This window comes from Pseudomonas sp. NPDC077186, assembly GCF_044543505.1.
Lineage (GTDB): Bacteria > Pseudomonadota > Gammaproteobacteria > Pseudomonadales > Pseudomonadaceae > Aquipseudomonas.
Genome location: NZ_JBITWE010000003.1, coordinates 171,617 through 188,190 on the forward strand (window position 1 = coordinate 171,617; position 16,574 = coordinate 188,190).

18 protein-coding genes are annotated in these 16,574 nt (G+C 68.3%); 6 read left to right on the forward strand and 12 right to left on the reverse strand.

Features of this window, described 5'->3' with window-relative positions:
- Positions 1–57 precede the first annotated feature (57 nt).
- The 4 genes from ACIGKL_RS12715 to ACIGKL_RS12730 all read right to left on the reverse strand — a co-directional run bounded on the left by ACIGKL_RS12715 (position 58) and on the right by ACIGKL_RS12730 (position 3,646).
- Positions 58–405, reverse strand: coding sequence for a NirD/YgiW/YdeI family stress tolerance protein (locus ACIGKL_RS12715; RefSeq protein WP_397487002.1), 348 nt, complete (start codon positions 403–405; stop codon positions 58–60).
- 92 nt (positions 406–497) lie between these two features.
- Positions 498–1,415, reverse strand: a complete 918-nt coding sequence (locus tag ACIGKL_RS12720) for an SdiA-regulated domain-containing protein (protein ID WP_397487003.1) — start codon at positions 1,413–1,415, stop codon at positions 498–500.
- Positions 1,416–1,498: 83 nt separating this feature from the next.
- Complete coding sequence (locus tag ACIGKL_RS12725) at positions 1,499–2,164, reverse strand: fumarylacetoacetate hydrolase family protein (RefSeq protein WP_397487004.1); 666 nt, start codon at positions 2,162–2,164, stop codon at positions 1,499–1,501.
- A gap of 87 nt (positions 2,165–2,251) precedes the next feature.
- Positions 2,252–3,646: an FAD-binding oxidoreductase gene (locus tag ACIGKL_RS12730; RefSeq protein WP_397487005.1), complete on the reverse strand. Its 1,395-nt coding sequence runs from the start codon at positions 3,644–3,646 to the stop codon at positions 2,252–2,254.
- A gap of 181 nt (positions 3,647–3,827) precedes the next feature.
- On the opposite strand from ACIGKL_RS12730, the gene serA reads away from it, so the two are divergent.
- Entirely contained in the window at positions 3,828–5,057 is a 1,230-nt protein-coding gene (serA, locus tag ACIGKL_RS12735) for a phosphoglycerate dehydrogenase (protein WP_397487006.1), read from the forward strand.
- A gap of 142 nt (positions 5,058–5,199) precedes the next feature.
- Here the strand turns inward: serA and ACIGKL_RS12740 are convergent, their stop codons facing one another.
- Positions 5,200–5,691 carry a DUF523 domain-containing protein gene (locus tag ACIGKL_RS12740; RefSeq protein ID WP_397487007.1) on the reverse strand — a complete coding sequence of 164 codons (492 nt, stop codon included), beginning with the start codon at positions 5,689–5,691 and terminating at the stop codon, positions 5,200–5,202.
- A gap of 199 nt (positions 5,692–5,890) precedes the next feature.
- On the opposite strand from ACIGKL_RS12740, the gene ACIGKL_RS12745 reads away from it, so the two are divergent.
- A complete protein-coding gene (locus ACIGKL_RS12745; RefSeq protein ID WP_397487008.1) occupies positions 5,891–6,427 on the forward strand; it encodes a DUF6160 family protein in 537 nt (178 codons plus the stop codon).
- A gap of 13 nt (positions 6,428–6,440) precedes the next feature.
- Here the strand turns inward: ACIGKL_RS12745 and ACIGKL_RS12750 are convergent, their stop codons facing one another.
- Entirely contained in the window at positions 6,441–7,064 is a 624-nt protein-coding gene (locus ACIGKL_RS12750) for a 2OG-Fe(II) oxygenase (protein WP_397487009.1), read from the reverse strand.
- A 114-nt stretch (positions 7,065–7,178) separates the two neighbouring features.
- Between ACIGKL_RS12750 and ACIGKL_RS12755 the strand changes: the two genes are divergently transcribed.
- Complete coding sequence (locus ACIGKL_RS12755; protein ID WP_397487010.1) at positions 7,179–7,946, forward strand: hypothetical protein; 768 nt, start codon at positions 7,179–7,181, stop codon at positions 7,944–7,946.
- Positions 7,947–8,553: 607 nt separating this feature from the next.
- Here ACIGKL_RS12755 and ACIGKL_RS12760 read toward each other — a convergent pair.
- Positions 8,554–9,495: an alpha/beta hydrolase gene (locus ACIGKL_RS12760; RefSeq protein WP_397487011.1), complete on the reverse strand. Its 942-nt coding sequence runs from the start codon at positions 9,493–9,495 to the stop codon at positions 8,554–8,556.
- Positions 9,496–9,606: 111 nt separating this feature from the next.
- Between ACIGKL_RS12760 and ACIGKL_RS12765 the strand changes: the two genes are divergently transcribed.
- Positions 9,607–10,188, forward strand: a complete 582-nt coding sequence (locus ACIGKL_RS12765; RefSeq protein ID WP_397487012.1) for a DUF6436 domain-containing protein — start codon at positions 9,607–9,609, stop codon at positions 10,186–10,188.
- A gap of 162 nt (positions 10,189–10,350) precedes the next feature.
- On the opposite strand, the gene ACIGKL_RS12770 is transcribed toward ACIGKL_RS12765, so the two are convergent.
- Complete coding sequence (locus ACIGKL_RS12770; RefSeq protein ID WP_397487013.1) at positions 10,351–11,391, reverse strand: AraC family transcriptional regulator ligand-binding domain-containing protein; 1,041 nt, start codon at positions 11,389–11,391, stop codon at positions 10,351–10,353.
- A gap of 116 nt (positions 11,392–11,507) precedes the next feature.
- Here ACIGKL_RS12770 and ACIGKL_RS12775 point away from each other — a divergent pair, with 116 nt between their 5' ends.
- Positions 11,508–13,886 (forward strand): penicillin acylase family protein, encoded by a 2,379-nt coding sequence (locus ACIGKL_RS12775; RefSeq protein WP_397487014.1) that lies wholly within the window; start codon positions 11,508–11,510, stop codon positions 13,884–13,886.
- A gap of 385 nt (positions 13,887–14,271) precedes the next feature.
- Here the strand turns inward: ACIGKL_RS12775 and ACIGKL_RS12780 are convergent, their stop codons facing one another.
- Positions 14,272–14,715 (reverse strand): hypothetical protein, encoded by a 444-nt coding sequence (locus ACIGKL_RS12780; RefSeq protein WP_397487016.1) that lies wholly within the window; start codon positions 14,713–14,715, stop codon positions 14,272–14,274.
- Between ACIGKL_RS12780 and trmL the strand changes: the two genes are divergently transcribed.
- Positions 14,714–15,175 (forward strand): tRNA (uridine(34)/cytosine(34)/5-carboxymethylaminomethyluridine(34)-2'-O)-methyltransferase TrmL, encoded by a 462-nt coding sequence (trmL, locus tag ACIGKL_RS12785; protein ID WP_397487017.1) that lies wholly within the window; start codon positions 14,714–14,716, stop codon positions 15,173–15,175. The two genes, ACIGKL_RS12780 and trmL, sit on opposite strands and share 2 nt — an antisense overlap.
- Before the next feature lie 97 nt (positions 15,176–15,272).
- On the opposite strand, the gene secB is transcribed toward trmL, so the two are convergent.
- From secB to ACIGKL_RS12800, 3 genes are read right to left on the reverse strand one after another with little or no spacing between them, the layout of a single operon-like run.
- Positions 15,273–15,758 (reverse strand): protein-export chaperone SecB, encoded by a 486-nt coding sequence (gene secB / locus ACIGKL_RS12790; RefSeq protein WP_397487018.1) that lies wholly within the window; start codon positions 15,756–15,758, stop codon positions 15,273–15,275.
- 25 nt (positions 15,759–15,783) lie between these two features.
- A complete protein-coding gene (gene grxC, locus ACIGKL_RS12795) occupies positions 15,784–16,044 on the reverse strand; it encodes a glutaredoxin 3 (RefSeq protein WP_397487019.1) in 261 nt (86 codons plus the stop codon).
- Position 16,045: 1 nt separating this feature from the next.
- Complete coding sequence (locus ACIGKL_RS12800; protein WP_397487020.1) at positions 16,046–16,459, reverse strand: rhodanese-like domain-containing protein; 414 nt, start codon at positions 16,457–16,459, stop codon at positions 16,046–16,048.
- Positions 16,460–16,574: the final 115 nt, after the last annotated feature.

Below are 16,574 nucleotides of genomic sequence, written 5' to 3' on the forward strand. Positions count from 1 at the left end.
GACAACGAAAAAGCCCGCCACGGAGCGGGCCGTGGCGGGTTAGCAGAAAACCTTCGATCAGTTGATCAGCTCGACGCGGTCGACATCGATCTCGCGGCTGTTGAAATCCTTGTCCACTTCGCCGGTAAGGCGCACCTTGGCGGTTTCCGAGACGGTCTGGTTCGGCCAGTCTTCGTCGTCGATCTCCACCTGGATGGTGCCGCTGGCATCCTTGAATTCGTAGAGTTCGTCCTGCAGACGCTTGACGATCTGGCCTTCGAGCACCACCTGGGTGTCGTCGGCCGCCTGCAGCGCGGCGGAAACGCTGGTGACCTGCGGCGTGGCGCCCGGACCGGTGTAGCCGGTGGCGAAGGCGGCGGAGCTGAGCAGCGGCAGAACCAGCAGAGCGAGAGCGGTAGGTTTCATGGTGTTGACCTCGTTGTTCGTAAGTGACGGGGTCAGATTAGGGCGGCAAGCTGAAGCCAGACTGAATCGGCGCTTAAGCCAAGCTGAACGGCTCAGCCGGCGTCCGGCGCCGACTTGCTGAACACATAGAACAGGTTGGGCTCGGCGACGATATAGATGTTGCCCTGCTCGTCCATGGTCACCCCTTCGGCCTGCTCGATGGCCCGCTCCAGGCCATTGCGGCCGCCGCTGAGGCTGAGGAAGCTGACCGGCTGGCCGGCGCGGTCGAGCTCCAGCAGCATGCGCGATTCGTCGGACAGCACCAGGGTATGGCCGGTGCGCGCATCGATGCTCAGCGAGGAGATGTCGCGCATGCCCAGGTGCTGGTAGCTCAGCGGCTGCAGTACGCCGGCGGCGCCGTCCTCGCCGGGGAACGGCAGGCTGAACAGGCCCAGCGGGCTGCGCTCCTTGCCCAGCAGCAGGCTGCGGCTGCGCGCATCCCAGGCTATGCCCTCGAAGCCCTTGTTGCCGGCATCGACGAAACCCAGGTCGAAACCGGGGAAGTCGGCGGCGTCCAGACTCAGTTCGTCCTCGCCGAGGGTGAAGGCGGTGAGCTGGCGGCGGCGCTCGTCGATGATCGCCATGCGCCCGCCGTCGAGCATCTCCACCCCTTCCGGGTCGGCGAAGCCGGTCAGCTCGATGCGCCGCAGCACCTCGCCCTCGCGTGACAGTTCGACCAGCAGCGGATGCCTGCCGGTGACGGTGAACAGGGTGCCCGTGGCGGGGTTGTAGGTCAGCCCGGAGGTTTCGTCCTCCTCCAGGCCGGCCAGCGTCTTGGCCTGGATCACCGCGCGGTAGCCGGGCAGCCAGACGCTGGCCAGACGATCCACCAGGGGCGTGCGGCCCTCCTGCCACCAGAGCAGCGCGCGGTCGTCCCAGTGCAGGGCATGCACCGCCAGCGCCAGCGTTGCCGCGGCAGCGCCGGCGAGCCAGTAGCGAGGACGGAACAGGGGGGAACGGCGAGAGGACATGGGCGACGGCTCGGCTGCTTGATGGCAATCCGACATCCGCTGTCGAATGGAGTTCCGCCGCCCGTCGGGCGGCGGAGCGCGTTCTATAGCACGCGGCTGGTGAAGCTGCTGTGACCGAGCAACTCCAGCACCAGCTCGTCGCCCTTGTGCAGCGCGCCGACGCCCACCGGGGTGCCGGTGAGGATGACGTCGCCCGGCTGCAGGGCGAAGTGCCCGGCCATGTGCTGGATCATCGCGACTATGGGGTTGAGCATGTCGCGGCTGTTACCGTCCTGACGGGTTTCGCCGTTGATCGACAGGCGAATGCCGATATCGGCCAGGTCCTCGATGGCATCGCCGGGCACGAAGGGTGCCAGCACGCAGGCGCCGTCGAAACTCTTGGCGATTTCCCAGGGGTAGCCCTTCTCCTTGAGCTTGCTCTGCAGGTCGCGCAGGGTCAGGTCCAGGGCCGGGGCGAAGCCGCTGATGGCGTCGCGCACTTCCTCGGCGTCCGGCTTCTTCGACAGCGGCTTGCCGATCAGCACGGCGATTTCCGCCTCGTAGTGCACCGCGCCGCGGTCGTCGGGAATGGCGAAGCCCTCGTCCAGCGGCACCACGCAGGAGCCCGGCTTGATAAACAGCAGCGGTTCGCTGGGCACCGGGTTGTTCAGTTCCTTGGCGTGTTCGGCGTAGTTGCGACCGATGCACACGACCTTGCCGAGGGGAAAGTGGACGGTGGTTCCGTCGACGTACTGGTGCTGATAGCTCATCGGGGACTCCTGATCAGTAGGGTGCGCCGTGCGCACCAAAACGCGTTCTGTGCCTGATCGCTGGTGCGCACAGCGCACCCTAAGGGATCAAACCGGGAAGATCTTGCCGGGGTTCATGATGCCGTTGGGGTCGAACACCGCCTTGACCGCCTTCATGCAGGCGATCTCGGCCTCGCTGCGGCTGTAGTGCAGATAATCGCGCTTGGTCATGCCCACGCCGTGCTCGGCGCTGATCGAGCCGTTGTACTTCTGCACGGTCTCGAACACCCACTTGTTGACCACTGCGCACTTGGCGAAGAACTCGTCCTTCGACAGGTTCTCGGGCTTCAAGATATTCAGGTGCAGGTTGCCGTCGCCGATATGGCCGAACCACACCACCTCGAAGTCCGGGTAGTTGGCCTCGACTATGGCGTCGATGTCCTTGAGGAAGGCCGGCACCTGGCTGACGGTAACCGAGATGTCGTTCTTGTACGGCGTCCAGTGGCTGATGGTCTCGGAGATGTACTCGCGCAGCTTCCACAGGTTGTGCAGCTGCTGCTCGCTTTGGCTCATCACGCCGTCGACCACCCAGCCCTGCTCGACGCAGTGCTCGAAGGTCTCCAAGGCCTGGTTGGCCACCTCCTCGGTGGTCGCCTCGAATTCCAGCAGGGCGTAGAAGGGGCACTCGCTGTCGAACGGCGCCGGCACGTCGCCACGGGCGAGGATCTTGGCCAGGGCCTTGTCGGAGAAGAATTCGAAGGCGGTCAGATCCAGCTTGCCCTGGAAGGCGTGCAGCACCGGCATGATCGAGTCGAAATCCGGGGTGCCGAGCACCATCGCGGTGAGGTTCTTCGGCGCCCGGTCCAGACGCATGGTCGCCTCGACCACGAAGCCCAGCGTCCCTTCGGCGCCGATAAACAGCTGGCGCAGGTCGTAGCCGGTGGCGTTCTTGATCAGGTCGCGGTTCAGCTCCAGCAGCTCGCCGGTGCCGGTGACCACCTTCAGGCCGGCCACCCAGTTGCGGGTCATGCCGTAGCGAATCACCTTGATCCCGCCAGCATTGGTACCGATATTGCCGCCAATCTGGCTGGAACCCGAGGAAGCGAAGTCCACCGGGTAGTACAGGCCCTTGTCCTCGGCGAACAGCTGCAGCTGCTTGGTCACCACGCCCGGCTGGCACACCGCGGTGCGGTCGTACTCGTTGAAGGCGAGAATCTGGTTCATATAGTCGAACGCCACCACCACCTCGCCATTGGCCGCCACCGCGGCCGCCGACAGGCCGGTGCGACCACCCGAGGGCACCAGGGCGATCTGGTGCGCATTGGCCCAACGGACGATGGCCTGCACCTGTTCGATGCTCTTGGGGAAGACGATGGCCGAAGGCGCCGGGGCGAAATGCTTGGTCCAGTCCTTGCCGTAGGCCTCGAGGGAATCGGCGTCGGTCAACACCTTGCCGGGCTCAACCAGGGTCTTCAGCTCTTCGATCTGGGCAGGGGTGGTCATCTACGGAACTCTCAAAGGATTCATGGTCGCCCTGAGAACCATTCAGGTCGCGACCGAGCATTGAAAAAGGCGAACATGCTAGCATACGCACCCCGTGAATCGAGCCATGCAGCGATCTACGGGCGCTGGCTGAATTTCTCGGCCCTTCCCTGAAAACATCCCTGGGACAACAGGTACTCCGATGAGCAAGACCTCTCTCGACAAGAGCAAGATCAAGTTCCTTCTTCTCGAAGGCGTCCACCAGAATGCCGTGGACACCCTGAAGGCCGCCGGCTACAGCAACATCGAGTACCTCAAGGGCGCGCTGTCGGGCGAAGAGCTCAAGGAAAAGATCGCCGAAGCCCACTTCATCGGTATTCGCTCGCGCACCCAGCTGACCGCCGAGGTCTTCGACTGCGCGAAGAAGCTGGTCGCCGTCGGCTGCTTCTGCATCGGCACCAACCAGGTCGACCTGGACGCCGCCCGCGAGCGCGGCATCGCCGTGTTCAACGCGCCCTATTCCAACACCCGCTCGGTGGCCGAGCTGGTACTGGCCCAGGCCATCCTGCTGCTGCGCGGCATCCCCGAGAAGAACGCCTCCTGCCATCGCGGCGGCTGGATCAAGTCGGCGGCCAACTCCTTCGAGATCCGCGGCAAGAAGCTGGGCATCATCGGCTACGGTTCCATCGGCACCCAGCTCTCGGTGCTGGCCGAGGCCCTCGGCATGCAGGTGTTCTTCTACGACACCGTGACCAAACTGCCGCTGGGCAACGCCACGCAGATCGGCGACCTGTACGAGCTGCTGGGCCTGTGCGACATCGTCTCCCTGCACGTGCCGGAGCTGCCGTCCACCCAGTGGATGATCGGCGAGAAGGAAATCCGCGCCATGAAGAAGGGCGGCATCCTGATCAACGCCGCGCGCGGCACTGTGGTCGAGCTGGATCACCTGGCCCAGGCGATCAAGGACGAGCACCTGATCGGCGCCGCCATCGACGTGTTCCCGGTCGAGCCCAAGTCCAACGACGAAGAGTTCGAGAGCCCGCTGCGTGGCCTGGATCGGGTGATCCTCACCCCGCACATCGGTGGCTCGACTGCCGAAGCGCAGGCCAATATCGGCCTGGAAGTGGCCGAGAAGCTGGTCAAGTACAGCGACAACGGCACCTCGGTGTCCTCGGTCAACTTCCCTGAAGTGGCGCTGCCGGCGCATCCGGGCAAACACCGCCTGCTGCACATCCACGCCAACATTCCGGGCGTGATGAGCGAGATCAACAAGGTGTTCGCCGACAACGGCATCAACATCTCCGGCCAGTTCCTGCAGACCAACGACAAGGTCGGCTACGTGGTGATCGACGTAGACGCCGAGTACTCCGACCTGGCGCTGGAGAAGCTGCAGCACGTCAACGGCACCATCCGCAGCCGCGTGCTGTTCTAAAAGAGCAGCCGCAAGCTTCAAGCCACAAGCGGCAAGACACAGGGAGACTTCGGTCTCCCTTGTTCATGGGACCGTAGGGTGCGCCGTGCGCACCAATTACGGACGGCGATCGTTTCGTGCCCCGGATCGCATCCGGGCTACATCACGCCTGCTCCAGCCGCGCCAGCTCGGCGGCGGCCTCATCCAGTTGCGCCTCGTTGAACACCTTGATTCCGGCACGGCGCAACAAGGCGGCAGTCACGCCTTCGCCCGGCACGCGCACGCCGCCGAAGCTGCCATCGTAGTTCTCCAGATTGCCGCAGGACGGGCTGCGCGCCTTGAGCAGGGCCAGGCGGATGCCGTGCTCGCGCACCAGCGCCAGCGCCTGCTCGGCCCCACTGACGAAAGCGGCGGTGACGTCCGCGCCCTCCACCGTCAGCACCGGCAGTTGCCCGTCCAGCACCAGGGCGCCCTGACCGCCGCGGATTTCCGCCGGCGGCCGCGGCGTTGGCAGGCCGCCGGCCACCTCCGGGCACAGCGCCACTACCCGGCCCTCGTCCAGCCAGCGTTGCAGCTGGTCGAAGGGACCATGGGCGCCGCCGTCGTAACGCACCCGATGGCCGAGCAGGCAGCGACTGACCAATATCTTGTGCATCGACTCTCTCCATTGCCGCCACCAGAGTAACCGCCGGTAACAGCGCCGTCAGCCCTCGCTCCGACACTCGGCAAAGCGGCCGCACGCCGCCGTTTTCCGGGCCTGGCGGCCTATCCTTCGGCGGGAAACGGCATTGCCCCATGGCGCAGCGGGCAGCGTCCCAGCAGACTGACGCGGCCAACCAGGGAGGTTACCGCTCATGTCCCATCCGCTTCGTACGTTCGTCCTGCCACTGCTGTGCAGTGCGGTACTGCTTGCCCCTTCGGCCCAGGCCGCCCTGCAGGCGCTGGAGGACGACAGCCTGAGCCAGATCAGCGGCCAGGCCGGCATCAGCATCCGCCTCGACCTGATGGCGCGCATCGACGAGGTGCGCTGGCAGGACGACGGCGGCAGCCTGTCGCTGCGCAACGTCAAGATCGACAACGGCTGCCTCAAACCCGGCGATTGCGACGGCTATGCCCTGGGCCCGGCACAGCTGGGCGCCAGCGTGCCGATCCTCGGCATCGAGGTGCCGACCCTGGAGGTGGACGTGGTCAAGGGCGGCAACGGCCAGAGCCAGCTGCAGCTCAAGCTGCCCAACCTCACCGCGATCAACCAGCAGCTCGGTCCGCTGGGCAAGCTGATGATCCGAGCCCGCGTGGCCAGCGACCTGTATATCGGCGACACCAGCATCGGCAACGTCGCCCTGCGCGATATCCGCGATATCAACGGCACCATCAAGGTCTGGGGCCACTGAGCGGAGCGAGTCCTCAGATCGGGTCACCACCGCGGCGCCTGAACCAGCCGGTCAGCGACAGCCGCTCGCGCGTGGCCGGCAGCACCTCGTGGGGCATCTCGGCGGAGAGGAACAACGCCAGGGTGCCGGCCTGCGGCAGCACGTCATGCTCGCGGCCGTCGGCCAGGTACAGGCGCAACGCGCCGCCCTGCTCGGCCTGCCAATCCTCGTTGAGGTAGAACACCGCCGACACGCTGCGGCGGTCGTCGTCGCGAAAGCGGTCCAGGTGCCTCTGGTAGTAGGCGCCCGGCGCATAGCACGCGAAGTGGCTCTCGTAGTCCTCGAGGCCCAGATACAGCGCCTGGTTCAGCGCCCGGCGCAAACCGTCCATCAGCTGCAGATACTGGTCGCAGGCGTCGCTCTGGCCAGGCTCCAGCCATTGGATGCGATCCCCGCGAATCCCCTCCTGCACCTGCTGGGCGCTGCCGCGGCCGACACCGGCGGCGCTGAGTTCACCAGTCTGCGCACGTCTACGGCACTCGGCGGCCAGTTCGCGGGTCAGAAGCTCGGGGGCGAAAAGCGCCCGTTGCGACCAGCCCCGGCTGGCGAGGTCGTCGATAAGGCTGGCGAAGCAGTGGTGCTGGCTGGACTCGGTCATGGCGGCGATTGTATCAGCGCCAGCCAGCCCGCTCGACAAGCCCCGGCCGGCCGCCGAAAATAGCCGCCCGCTGCCCCCAGCGGACGGCCAGGCCCGTTTGCCAAGGAGTTCTCGATGCGCCTTCTGTTTGCCCTGTTGCTGTTCGGCCTGGCCCTGCCGAGCCTGGCCGACGACCACCTGCGCCTGTACCAGGCGGCCGGCTGGCCGCAACAACGCGAGCACTTCAACCAGGCCCTCGACGCCGCCCAGCAGCGCTACCGCAGCAGCCTGCCGCCGGCGGTGTATCAGGCGCTGGTGGACAACAGCAACCGCCGCTTCGACGCCGCCGCCATCGACCGCCGCGCCCAGCACAGCCTGCGCATGCAGCTGGCCGATCCGCAGCCGGCGCTGGCCTTCTTCCAGTCCGAACTGGGGCGCAAGATAGTCGCCGCCGAGCAGTTGGCCACCCGCAGCGACCAGCTGGCGCGCTACGCCGACGGCCTGCCGCGCAGCGAGGCCGACGCCACCCGGCGCCTGCTGATCCGGCACCTGGCCCAGGCCCTGCCGGCCAAGGAGGCCGGCGCCGAGGTCAGCCTGGCGCTGGCCGGCGTCGCCGCCGACAGCCTCAGCCAGATGCTCCCCGGCCTGCTCGGCGGCGCCCAGGCGCAGAGCCTGCTCAACGGCCAGCGCCAACGCCTGATGGCGCAGATCGAACAGGATCTCGACAACACCCTGCTACACGTCTACCGCGAGCTGAGCGATCCGGAGCTGGAGCAGTTCGTCGAGTTCGCCCAGTCGGCGGACGGCCAGGCCTACTACCAGGCCGCGCTGGAAGCGTTGCGAGCCGGGCTGGCGGTGGGCATGAGCACCGCCGAGCTGGAGCCGGCGCCGCAGGGGATCTAAAGCGGCACCGGCGCAAGGCAGACGATAGCCAGGCTGGGTTGGCGCCTGCCGCTGCCCTCGATGCACCGAACCATTCGTTGCGCCGTAACCCAGCGATGGCGCACGCCAGTATATCGCCTGGCGAGCGGACGCCGGGCGGAGCGCTACGCGCTCCCCGTTGGGCTTCGCTGCGCTCAGCGGATCGCCGCCCGGCCCAACCTACGTCAACCGCTCACGCGACCTGTAGGCTGGGTTAGGCGCCTGTCGCTATCGTCGATGCACCGAACCATCCGTTGCGCCGTAACCCAGCGATGGCGCACGCCGGTATATCGCCGGGCGGAGCGGGCGCCCGTCACGCGGACGCCGGGCGGAGCGCTACGCGCTCCCCGTTGGGCTTCGCTGCGCTCAGCGCCAACCTACGCCAACCGCTCACGCAGACCTGTAGGCTGGGTTAGGCGCCTGTCGCTATCGTCGATGCACCGAACCATCCGTTGCGCCGTAACCCAGCGCTGGCGCACGCCGGTATATCGCCTGGCAGAGCGGGCGCCCGTCGAGCGGACGCCGGGCGGAGCGCTACGCGCTCCCCGTTGGGATTCGCTGCGCTCAACGGATCGCCGCCCGGCCCAACCTACGCCAACCGCTCGCCCAGGAACTCAAAATAACGCCGGCGCAGCGCCTCGCTTTCGTTGGCCAGGTGATGGCGCGCCTCGGGCAGGCGCAGGATGCTCGGCCGGCTGAACTTGTCCTGCAGCACCTCGAGGTTGTGCCGCCAGTCCACCGTCATGTCCGCCTCGCCCTGCACGATCAGCGGGCTGTGCGCGCTGCGCGGCGCCGCCTCGATGCGCGGCACCCACTGCGCCAGGGCGCCGACCCAGGCGGTGGGCAGGTTGCGCGGCTGCAGCGGGTCGAGGTTATGGACGAAGTCGATGAACGCGGCGTCGCTGGAGTTCTCGCTGAAGCGCCGCGGAATCTCGCGCACGAAGGGGCGCAGCAGGCGGTAGCTGAGCTGCGACCAGGCCCAGGCGCGCGGCCGCACCAGCGGCGCCAGCAGGATGCCCTGGCCCAGTTCGGGACGCGGCTCGCCGGTCAGCAGGTAGTCCAGCAGGATCGCCCCGCCGGTGCTCTGCCCACAGAGATGCCAGGGCTGCGGCAGCTGCAGTTCGGCGGCCTGCTCGAACAGCCCGGCAAGCACCCGCTGGTACTCGGCGAAGTCGCCGATGCTGGCGCGCGCGCCGCTGGACAGGCCATGGCCGGGCAGGTCGCAGGCCAGCACGGCCAGATTCAGCGCCAACGCCCAGTCGATCACGTGGCGGTACAGGCCCATATGGTCGTAGTAACCGTGCAGCAGCAGCAGGGTGCCGCGCGGCTCGGCCGGCGCCCACAGCTGCACGGCGATCTGGTAGCCGGCGGCGGCGAAGCTGCCGAGGCGATGATCCAGCCCGGCGTGGCGGCCGCCCAGGTCGAGGCCGTAGAAGCTGCGGTAGGCCTGCACCGCCGGCAGCTCCAGGCGCGCTGCGGCCAAGGGTCGCAGCAGGGGGCGCAGTTGTTCGGGGTGAAACGGCTCTGGCATGGGGCCTTCCCTAGAGCGCGGGGCGAACCGCGGGGCATTCCTCGAAAGGTCGATCTTCAGCTGCCACACGCGGCGTGGCAAGCTACACGCCCTTTTCGCCCGCCGCCGTCCATGCCTCGTCCCTCACCCAAGACCCTGCTCGCCACCCTGCTCGCCCTCGTCTGGCTGGGCGGCATGCTGCTGGCCTTCTGGTGGTTCGAGGCGCGCTACCTGCGCCCCTTCGACGAGCGCGCCGCGCTGTTTTCCGGCGCCGAGCTGCGTCTGCCGGCCGAACTGGCCGGCCCCGGGGCAATCCGCCTGGTGCACTTCTGGGACCCGGCCTGCCCATGCAACGTCGGCAACCAGCAGCACCTGGCCGAGCTGGTCGCGCGTTACGCGCCGCGCGGCGTCCAGTTCCATGCCGTGCAGAAGCCCGGCAGCCAGGGCCGCCTGCCGGCCGAACTGGCCGCGCTCGAACCGCTCGCGGCCCTGCCCGGCAGCGCCGGCCTGCCCGCCAGCCCGGCGGTGGCGATCTGGGACAAACAGGGCCGGCTGGCCTACTTCGGCCCCTACAGCGAAGGCCTGACCTGCAACTCGAGCAACAGCTTTATCGAGCCGATTCTCGAGGCCCTGGCCGCAGGACGCACAGTCGACGCCAGCAATACCCTGGCGGTGGGCTGCTTCTGCGACTGGGCCGAGCCCGGCAACGACTGAACCCGTAGGCTGGGTTAGCGACGCGGACGCGGACGAACAGACACCGCGGTCGTCGAGCGTCGCGTAGCCCAGCAGAGGATAGAGCGCATGGCGCCGATGCCGGGTTACGCCGCAGCCAACAGGGCGAAACGCCCGATCAGTGCGACAGGCGGCTAACCCAGCCTACGAGCGCCCTTCACCCGCCAGTTGCTCCGCGGCGCGATACAGGCCGCGCGGCGTGCCGCCCTGCCAGCGGCGAAAGGCGCGGTAGAAGGGCGACAGCTCGGCGAAGCCGCAGGCCCGCGCCACCTCGCGCACACCCAGGCCCTGCTCCAGCAGACGCAGGGCGCGCAGCCGGCGCACCTCGTCGTGCAGCGCGCGAAAGCTGCTGCCCTGCTCGCTCAGCGCCCGCTGCAAGGCGCCGCGGCTGCTGTCCAGGGCGCCAGCGCAGGCCGTCAAACTGCAGCCGGCGCCGCCCAGATTGAGCTCCAGCCAGTAGCGCACGCGGGCCAGCAACTGGTTTTCCACCAGCTCGGCCAGCTGCCTTTCGGCTTCCGCGCCGAGCACCTCGAACAGCCGCGGACTGGCGCTGCGCGACGGCCGCGCGAGCAACGCCCGCGGCAGGATCAGCGCGTCGTGGGCCTGGGCGAAGCGCGGCGCGACGCCGAGCAGGCGGCGGTGCTCGTGCACACGCCGGGGCGCGGCATGGCGAAAGTCGACGCCGCGCAGCGGCAGCTCGCCGCCGGCCGCCGCCAGCATCTTCGGCAGCAACACCGCCAGGCATTCCATCTGCTGACGCAGCGAGCCGACGCCGCGGTAGTTGAGGTCGATCACCAGGCGCGCTTCGTCGCCCTCCTCCTCCAGGCGCGCGGCGAAGCCGCCGGAAAGGATGTGCTGGAAGCGCACGAAGGCCTGCAGCCCCTGGCGCAGGTCGCGCGCCGCCAGCAGCAGGTAGCCGACCACGTCCATCGGCCGCGGGCGCATCACTTCGCCCAGGTGCAGACCGATATCGGCGTCGCCGCTGATGCCTTCCAGCGCCTGCCAGAAGCGCGGCGCGTTGTCATGCTCCTCGCGCGCCTCCAGCAGCGGCGCGGTCAATGGCGCACCGGCATAGGCGCGGCGGTAGGTGTCGGTAGGGTCCAGGCCCAGCTCGGCCAGCGCCTCGTAGAGCAGGCGGCGCAGGGTCGAGGAGTGGGTCAGGGCGACCCGGGGGGCTTCGCTCATGACGTCTCCATGCGCTGATTGACCATAGACTTTCAGTGCTGCGGCATTTGGTCAATGCCGCGAGCGCCGCGCCTGCGCAGAATGCGGGCCGACCATAACAACAAGGATCGCCTGCGATGAAACGCTCCCTGACTGCCCTCGCCCTGCTGGTCGCCGCCACAGCCGGCGGCCTGACCTGGTACCTGCACGGCAAGCAGCCGCTGCGCGACGGCGAACTGCGCCTGAGTGCGCTGCAGGCGCCGGTCACGGTGCGCTTTGACGAGCGCGGCGTGCCGCATATCCGCGCCGAGCACGAGGCCGATATGTACCGCGCGCTGGGCTACGTGCACGCCCAGGACCGCCTGTTCCAGATGGAAATGCTGCGCCGCCTGGCCCGCGGCGAACTGGCCGAGGTGCTCGGCGAACAGCTGGTGGATACCGACCGCCTGTTCCGCACCCTGGGCATTCGCGCCCATGCCGACGACTACGCCGGCCGCTTCGACGGCGACAGCCCGGCCGGCCGCGCCCTGCTGGCCTACCTCGACGGCATCAACCAGTACCAGGCCAGCCGCCCGCGGCCGCTGGAATTCGACCTGCTGGGCATCGAGCCGCGCCCCTTCACGGTCGCCGACACCCTCAGCGTCGCCGGCTATATGGCCTACAGCTTCGCCGCCGCCTTCCGCACCGAGCCGGTGCTGAGCCATGTGCGCGAGCGCCTCGGCGCCGACTACCTCAAGGTCTTCGACCTCGACTGGCACCCGCAGGGCGTGGTCGGCACGCCGCTGGCCGCCGGCGACTGGCAGGACCTGGCCGCCGTCGCCCGCCTCAGCCACGCGGCACTGGAAGGCAGCGGCCTGCCGCAGTTCGAAGGCAGCAACGCCTGGGCCGTGGCCGGCAGCCGCACCGCCAGCGGCAAGCCGCTGCTGGCCGGCGACCCGCATATCCGCTTCGCCGTGCCGGCGGTGTGGTACGAGGCGCACCTGCAGGCGCCCGGCTTCGAGCTGTACGGCTACCACCAGGCGCTCAACCCGGTCGCCTCGCTGGGCCACAACCGCGACTTCGCCTGGAGCCTGACCATGTTCCAGAACGACGACCTCGACCTGATCGCCGAGCGGGTCAACCCGGACAACCCCGAACAGGTCTGGTACCAGGGGCGCTGGGTGGAGCTCGAACGCCGCACGGAAAGTATCGCGGTCAAGGGCGCCGCGCCGGTCGAGCTGAGCCTGCGCCGCTCGCCGCACGGGCCGATCGTCAACGACGCCCTCGGCCAGACCGCCGGCAGCACGCCGATCGCCCTGTGGTGGGCCTTCCTCGAGACCGACAACCCGATCCTCGACGCCTTCTACCAGCTCAACCGCGCCGACAGCCTGGACAAGGCCCGCGCCGCCGCCGAGCTGATCGAGGCGCCCGGGCTCAACGTGATCTGGGCCAGCGCCGCCGGCGATATCGGCTGGTGGGCCGCGGCCAAGCTGCCGCTGCGCCCGGCCGGGGTCAACCCTAGCTTTATCCTCGACGGCGCCAGCGGCGAGGCGGACAAGCCCGGCTGGCATCCGTTCAGCGCCAACCCGCAGGAAGAGAACCCGGCGCGCGGCTATATCCTCTCGGCCAACTACCAGCCGCTGGCGGCCAGCGACATCGAGATTCCCGGCTACTACAACCTGGCCGACCGCGGCCAGCGCCTGGACCGGCATTTGAGCGACGCCGCGGTGAAATGGGATAGCGCCAACAGCCAGGCGCTGCAGCTCGACAGCGGCAGCGGCTACGGCCCGCGCCTGCTGGCGCCGATCCTGGGCGAGCTGCGTGCGGCCGCGGCGAACGACCGCGAGCGCGCGCTGGTCGAGCAGTTGGCGGCCTGGGATGGCGACCACCGCCTCGACTCGCTGGCCGCCACCCTGTTCAACCAGCTGACCTACCAGCTGGCCCGCGAAGCCATGGCCGACGAGCTGGGCGAAGCCTTCTTCGACAGCCTGCTGTACACCCGCGTGCTGGACAGTGCCCTGCCGCGCCTGAGCGGCGACGCCGACTCGCCCTGGTGGAACCGCCAGGGCAGCGCAACGCGCGAGAGCCGCGCGCAGATAGTCGCCGACGCCTGGCGCGCCAGCCTCGAGCACCTGCGCGGCCAGTTCGGCGATGACCCCGGCGACTGGGCCTGGGGCCGCGCCCATACCCTGACCCACGGCCACCCGCTGGGCCAGCAGCCGCTGCTGGCCAGGCTGCTCAACGTCGGCCCGTTCGCCGCGCCGGGCGGCCACGAGATGCCGAACAACCTGTCGCACAAGGTCGGCCCGGCGCCCTGGCCGGTGGTCTACGGGCCCTCGACCCGGCGCCTGGTCGATCTGGCCGATGCCGAGCGCGCCCTCGGCGGCATTCCGGTGGGGCAGAGCGGCGTGCCTTTCGACGCCCACTACGACGACCAGGCCGCCGCCCACGTGGCCGGCCAGTACCAGCCGCAGCACCTGAGCGACGCGGACGTGGCGGCGCACAGTCGCGGCACGCTGCGCCTGCTGCCGCACTGAGAGCGGCCGATAGCGGCTAGCGGAGACAGGACGGACAGCGCGACGCTGATCCGCCGCCGCACCTGGCGGACAAGCCTTCGACATGTCCGCCCTACGCGCTGAGGGCGGCCGATAGCGGCTAGCGGAGGCAGGGCGGACAGCGTGACGCGGGTCCGCCCTGCCCGACGGCATACGCGCGCGATTCGACGCCGCGTGCACCATTCGGTGCGCAGGGCGCACCCTACTGAGGCGTGCCGGCGGCGCCGCGAAACGCCGCAACCGACCGGCCAGCCCAGCAAAACCGCGGCTTTCGGCCTTGGTAACAAAATTGGCACACAGCCTGCATAAGCTAAGGCAAGCCCAGTTTCGGGGACCTTGGTACAGGCAGGCCGGGGAATCCCCTCTTTTATTCGCGGCGCAGGGTCAGACGTACCCGCCAGCGCCCATCCACCTCCGCACCGCGCCACGCCCCGCCCAACGGGCGGGCCGCCACCAGCATCAGGCGCAGATCCCGTCCCTCCCGCTGAATCCGCCAGTTGACCGGGGTGCCGTCCAGGTCGAGGCGACCCTGGCGTTCGCGGCCGTAGGCATCGACGAAGCGATAGCTCAGCGCGCCCTGGACGTGCTCGGCGAGCGCCTGCGGCTCACGGTTGAACCAGACCTGCAGGCCCGCGGCCCAGGGCTCGGCGCCCTCGATGCGCAGCGGCGCCGGCTCGAACAGGCGACCGAGCAGGCTGCCGAGGAGAAAGGCCAGCAACGCCAGCGAGGCCATGAAGCGCCAGCGAAGTCGCGGCCTGGGGTCCTCGACCGGCGTAGAATGGCGGTCGTCCCTGTGCTCGGAGCCCTGCATGTTCCACGTCATCCTCTTTCAACCGGAAATCCCGCCCAACACCGGCAACATTATCAGGCTGTGCGCCAACAGCGGCTGCCAGCTGCACCTGATCGAGCCGCTGGGCTTCGAGCTGGACGACAAGCGCCTGCGCCGCGCCGGTCTGGACTACCACGAGTACGCCACCCTCGAGCGCCACCCGGATCTGTCGAGCTGCCTGGCCAGCCTCGGCCAGCCGCGCCTGTTCGCCTTCACCACCAAGGGTTCGCACGCCTTTCACGAGGTCGCCTACCGGCCCGGCGACGCCTTCCTGTTCGGCCCGGAGAGCCGCGGCCTGCCGGAGGAGGTGCGCAACGCCCTGCCGCCCGAGCAACGCCTGCGCCTGCCGATGCGCGCCGGCTGCCGCAGCCTGAACCTGTCCAATACCGTGGCGGTGACCGTCTACGAGGCCTGGCGGCAGAACGGCTTCGCCGGGGCGTAGGGTGTACTGTGCGCACCGGCATCGTATTGATGGTGCGCACGGCGCACCCTACGAAAAAGCGCCCCGTGGGGCGCTTTTTCCGTGCGGCCTAGCGCGCTTAGTGCGCGGTGGCTTCGCCCTGCGCCGCCTGCTGCTGACGCTGCAGCTCCTGGGCGTACAGCGCATCGAAGTTCACCGGGGCCAGCATCAGCGCCGGGAAGGAGCCGCGGATGACCAGGCTGTCCAGCGCCTCGCGGGCGTAGGGGAAGAGGATGTTCGGGCAGAAGGCGCCGAGGGTGTGGCTCATCGAGGCGGCGTCCAGGCCCTTGATCAGGAAGATGCCGGCCTGCTGCACTTCGGCGATAAAGGCCACTTCTTCACCGTTCTTCACGGTGACCGAGAGGGTCAGCACCACTTCGTGGAAATCGCCGTCCAGGGTCTTCTGCCGGGTGTTGAGGTCCAGGCCGACGCTCGGCGTCCACTCCTGACGGAAGATTTCCGGGCTCTTCGGCGCCTCGAAGGACAGATCCTTGACGTAGATGCGCTGCAGGGAGAATTGCGGGTTCTGCTGTTCGGCGGCGCCGTTGTTTGCTTGTTCGGTCATGGCCTTTGCCTGCTTGTCTTGAGGTTTATGCGGGGCTCTGCAGCAGCGCATCGAGCTTGCCGGCGCGCTCCAGGGCGTAGAGGTCGTCGCAGCCACCGACATGGGTGCTGCCGATCCAGATCTGCGGTACCGAGCTGCGCCCGGCCTTGCGGGTCATCTCGGCGCGCAGCGCGGGCTGGCCGTCGACGCGCACTTCGTCGAAGTCCACGCCCTTGCGTGCCAGCAGCTGCTTGGCGCGGATGCAGTAGGGGCACCAGTCGCTGGAATAGATGACCACGCCTGTCATGTCACTTCACCAGCGGCAGGTTGTCGCCACGCCAGCTGGCGATGCCGCCGGACAGCTTGGCCGCGGTGTAGCCGGCCTTCTTCAGCTCGCGGGCGATGCTGCCGGCGTGCTGGCCCATGGCGTCGACCACCACTATGGTCTTGGCCTTGTGCTTCTCCAGCTCGGCGATACGCGCCGACACCTTTTCATAGGGAATATGCAGGGAATCGACGATATGCCCGGCGGAGAAGTCCTTCTGCGCACGCACGTCGAGCACCACGCCCTGCTCGCTGTTGACCAGCGCGGTGAGTTCGCGGCTGGACAGGTTCTGCCCGCCCTTGCGCATCTCGGTGACGATCAGCGCCACCAGCAGGACGACGAACAATCCGCTCAATACATAGTGGTTAACGACGAATTCAATCAGGTTGGCGAGCATCTATATGACCCAGGACGGTAAAATGCCGGCCAGTATACACAGGCCCACAGGTCGGCCAAACCCCGTCCGGCAGTGACGCGCCAGGCGCTTGACCGTAAAATGCCCGGCCTTGTTT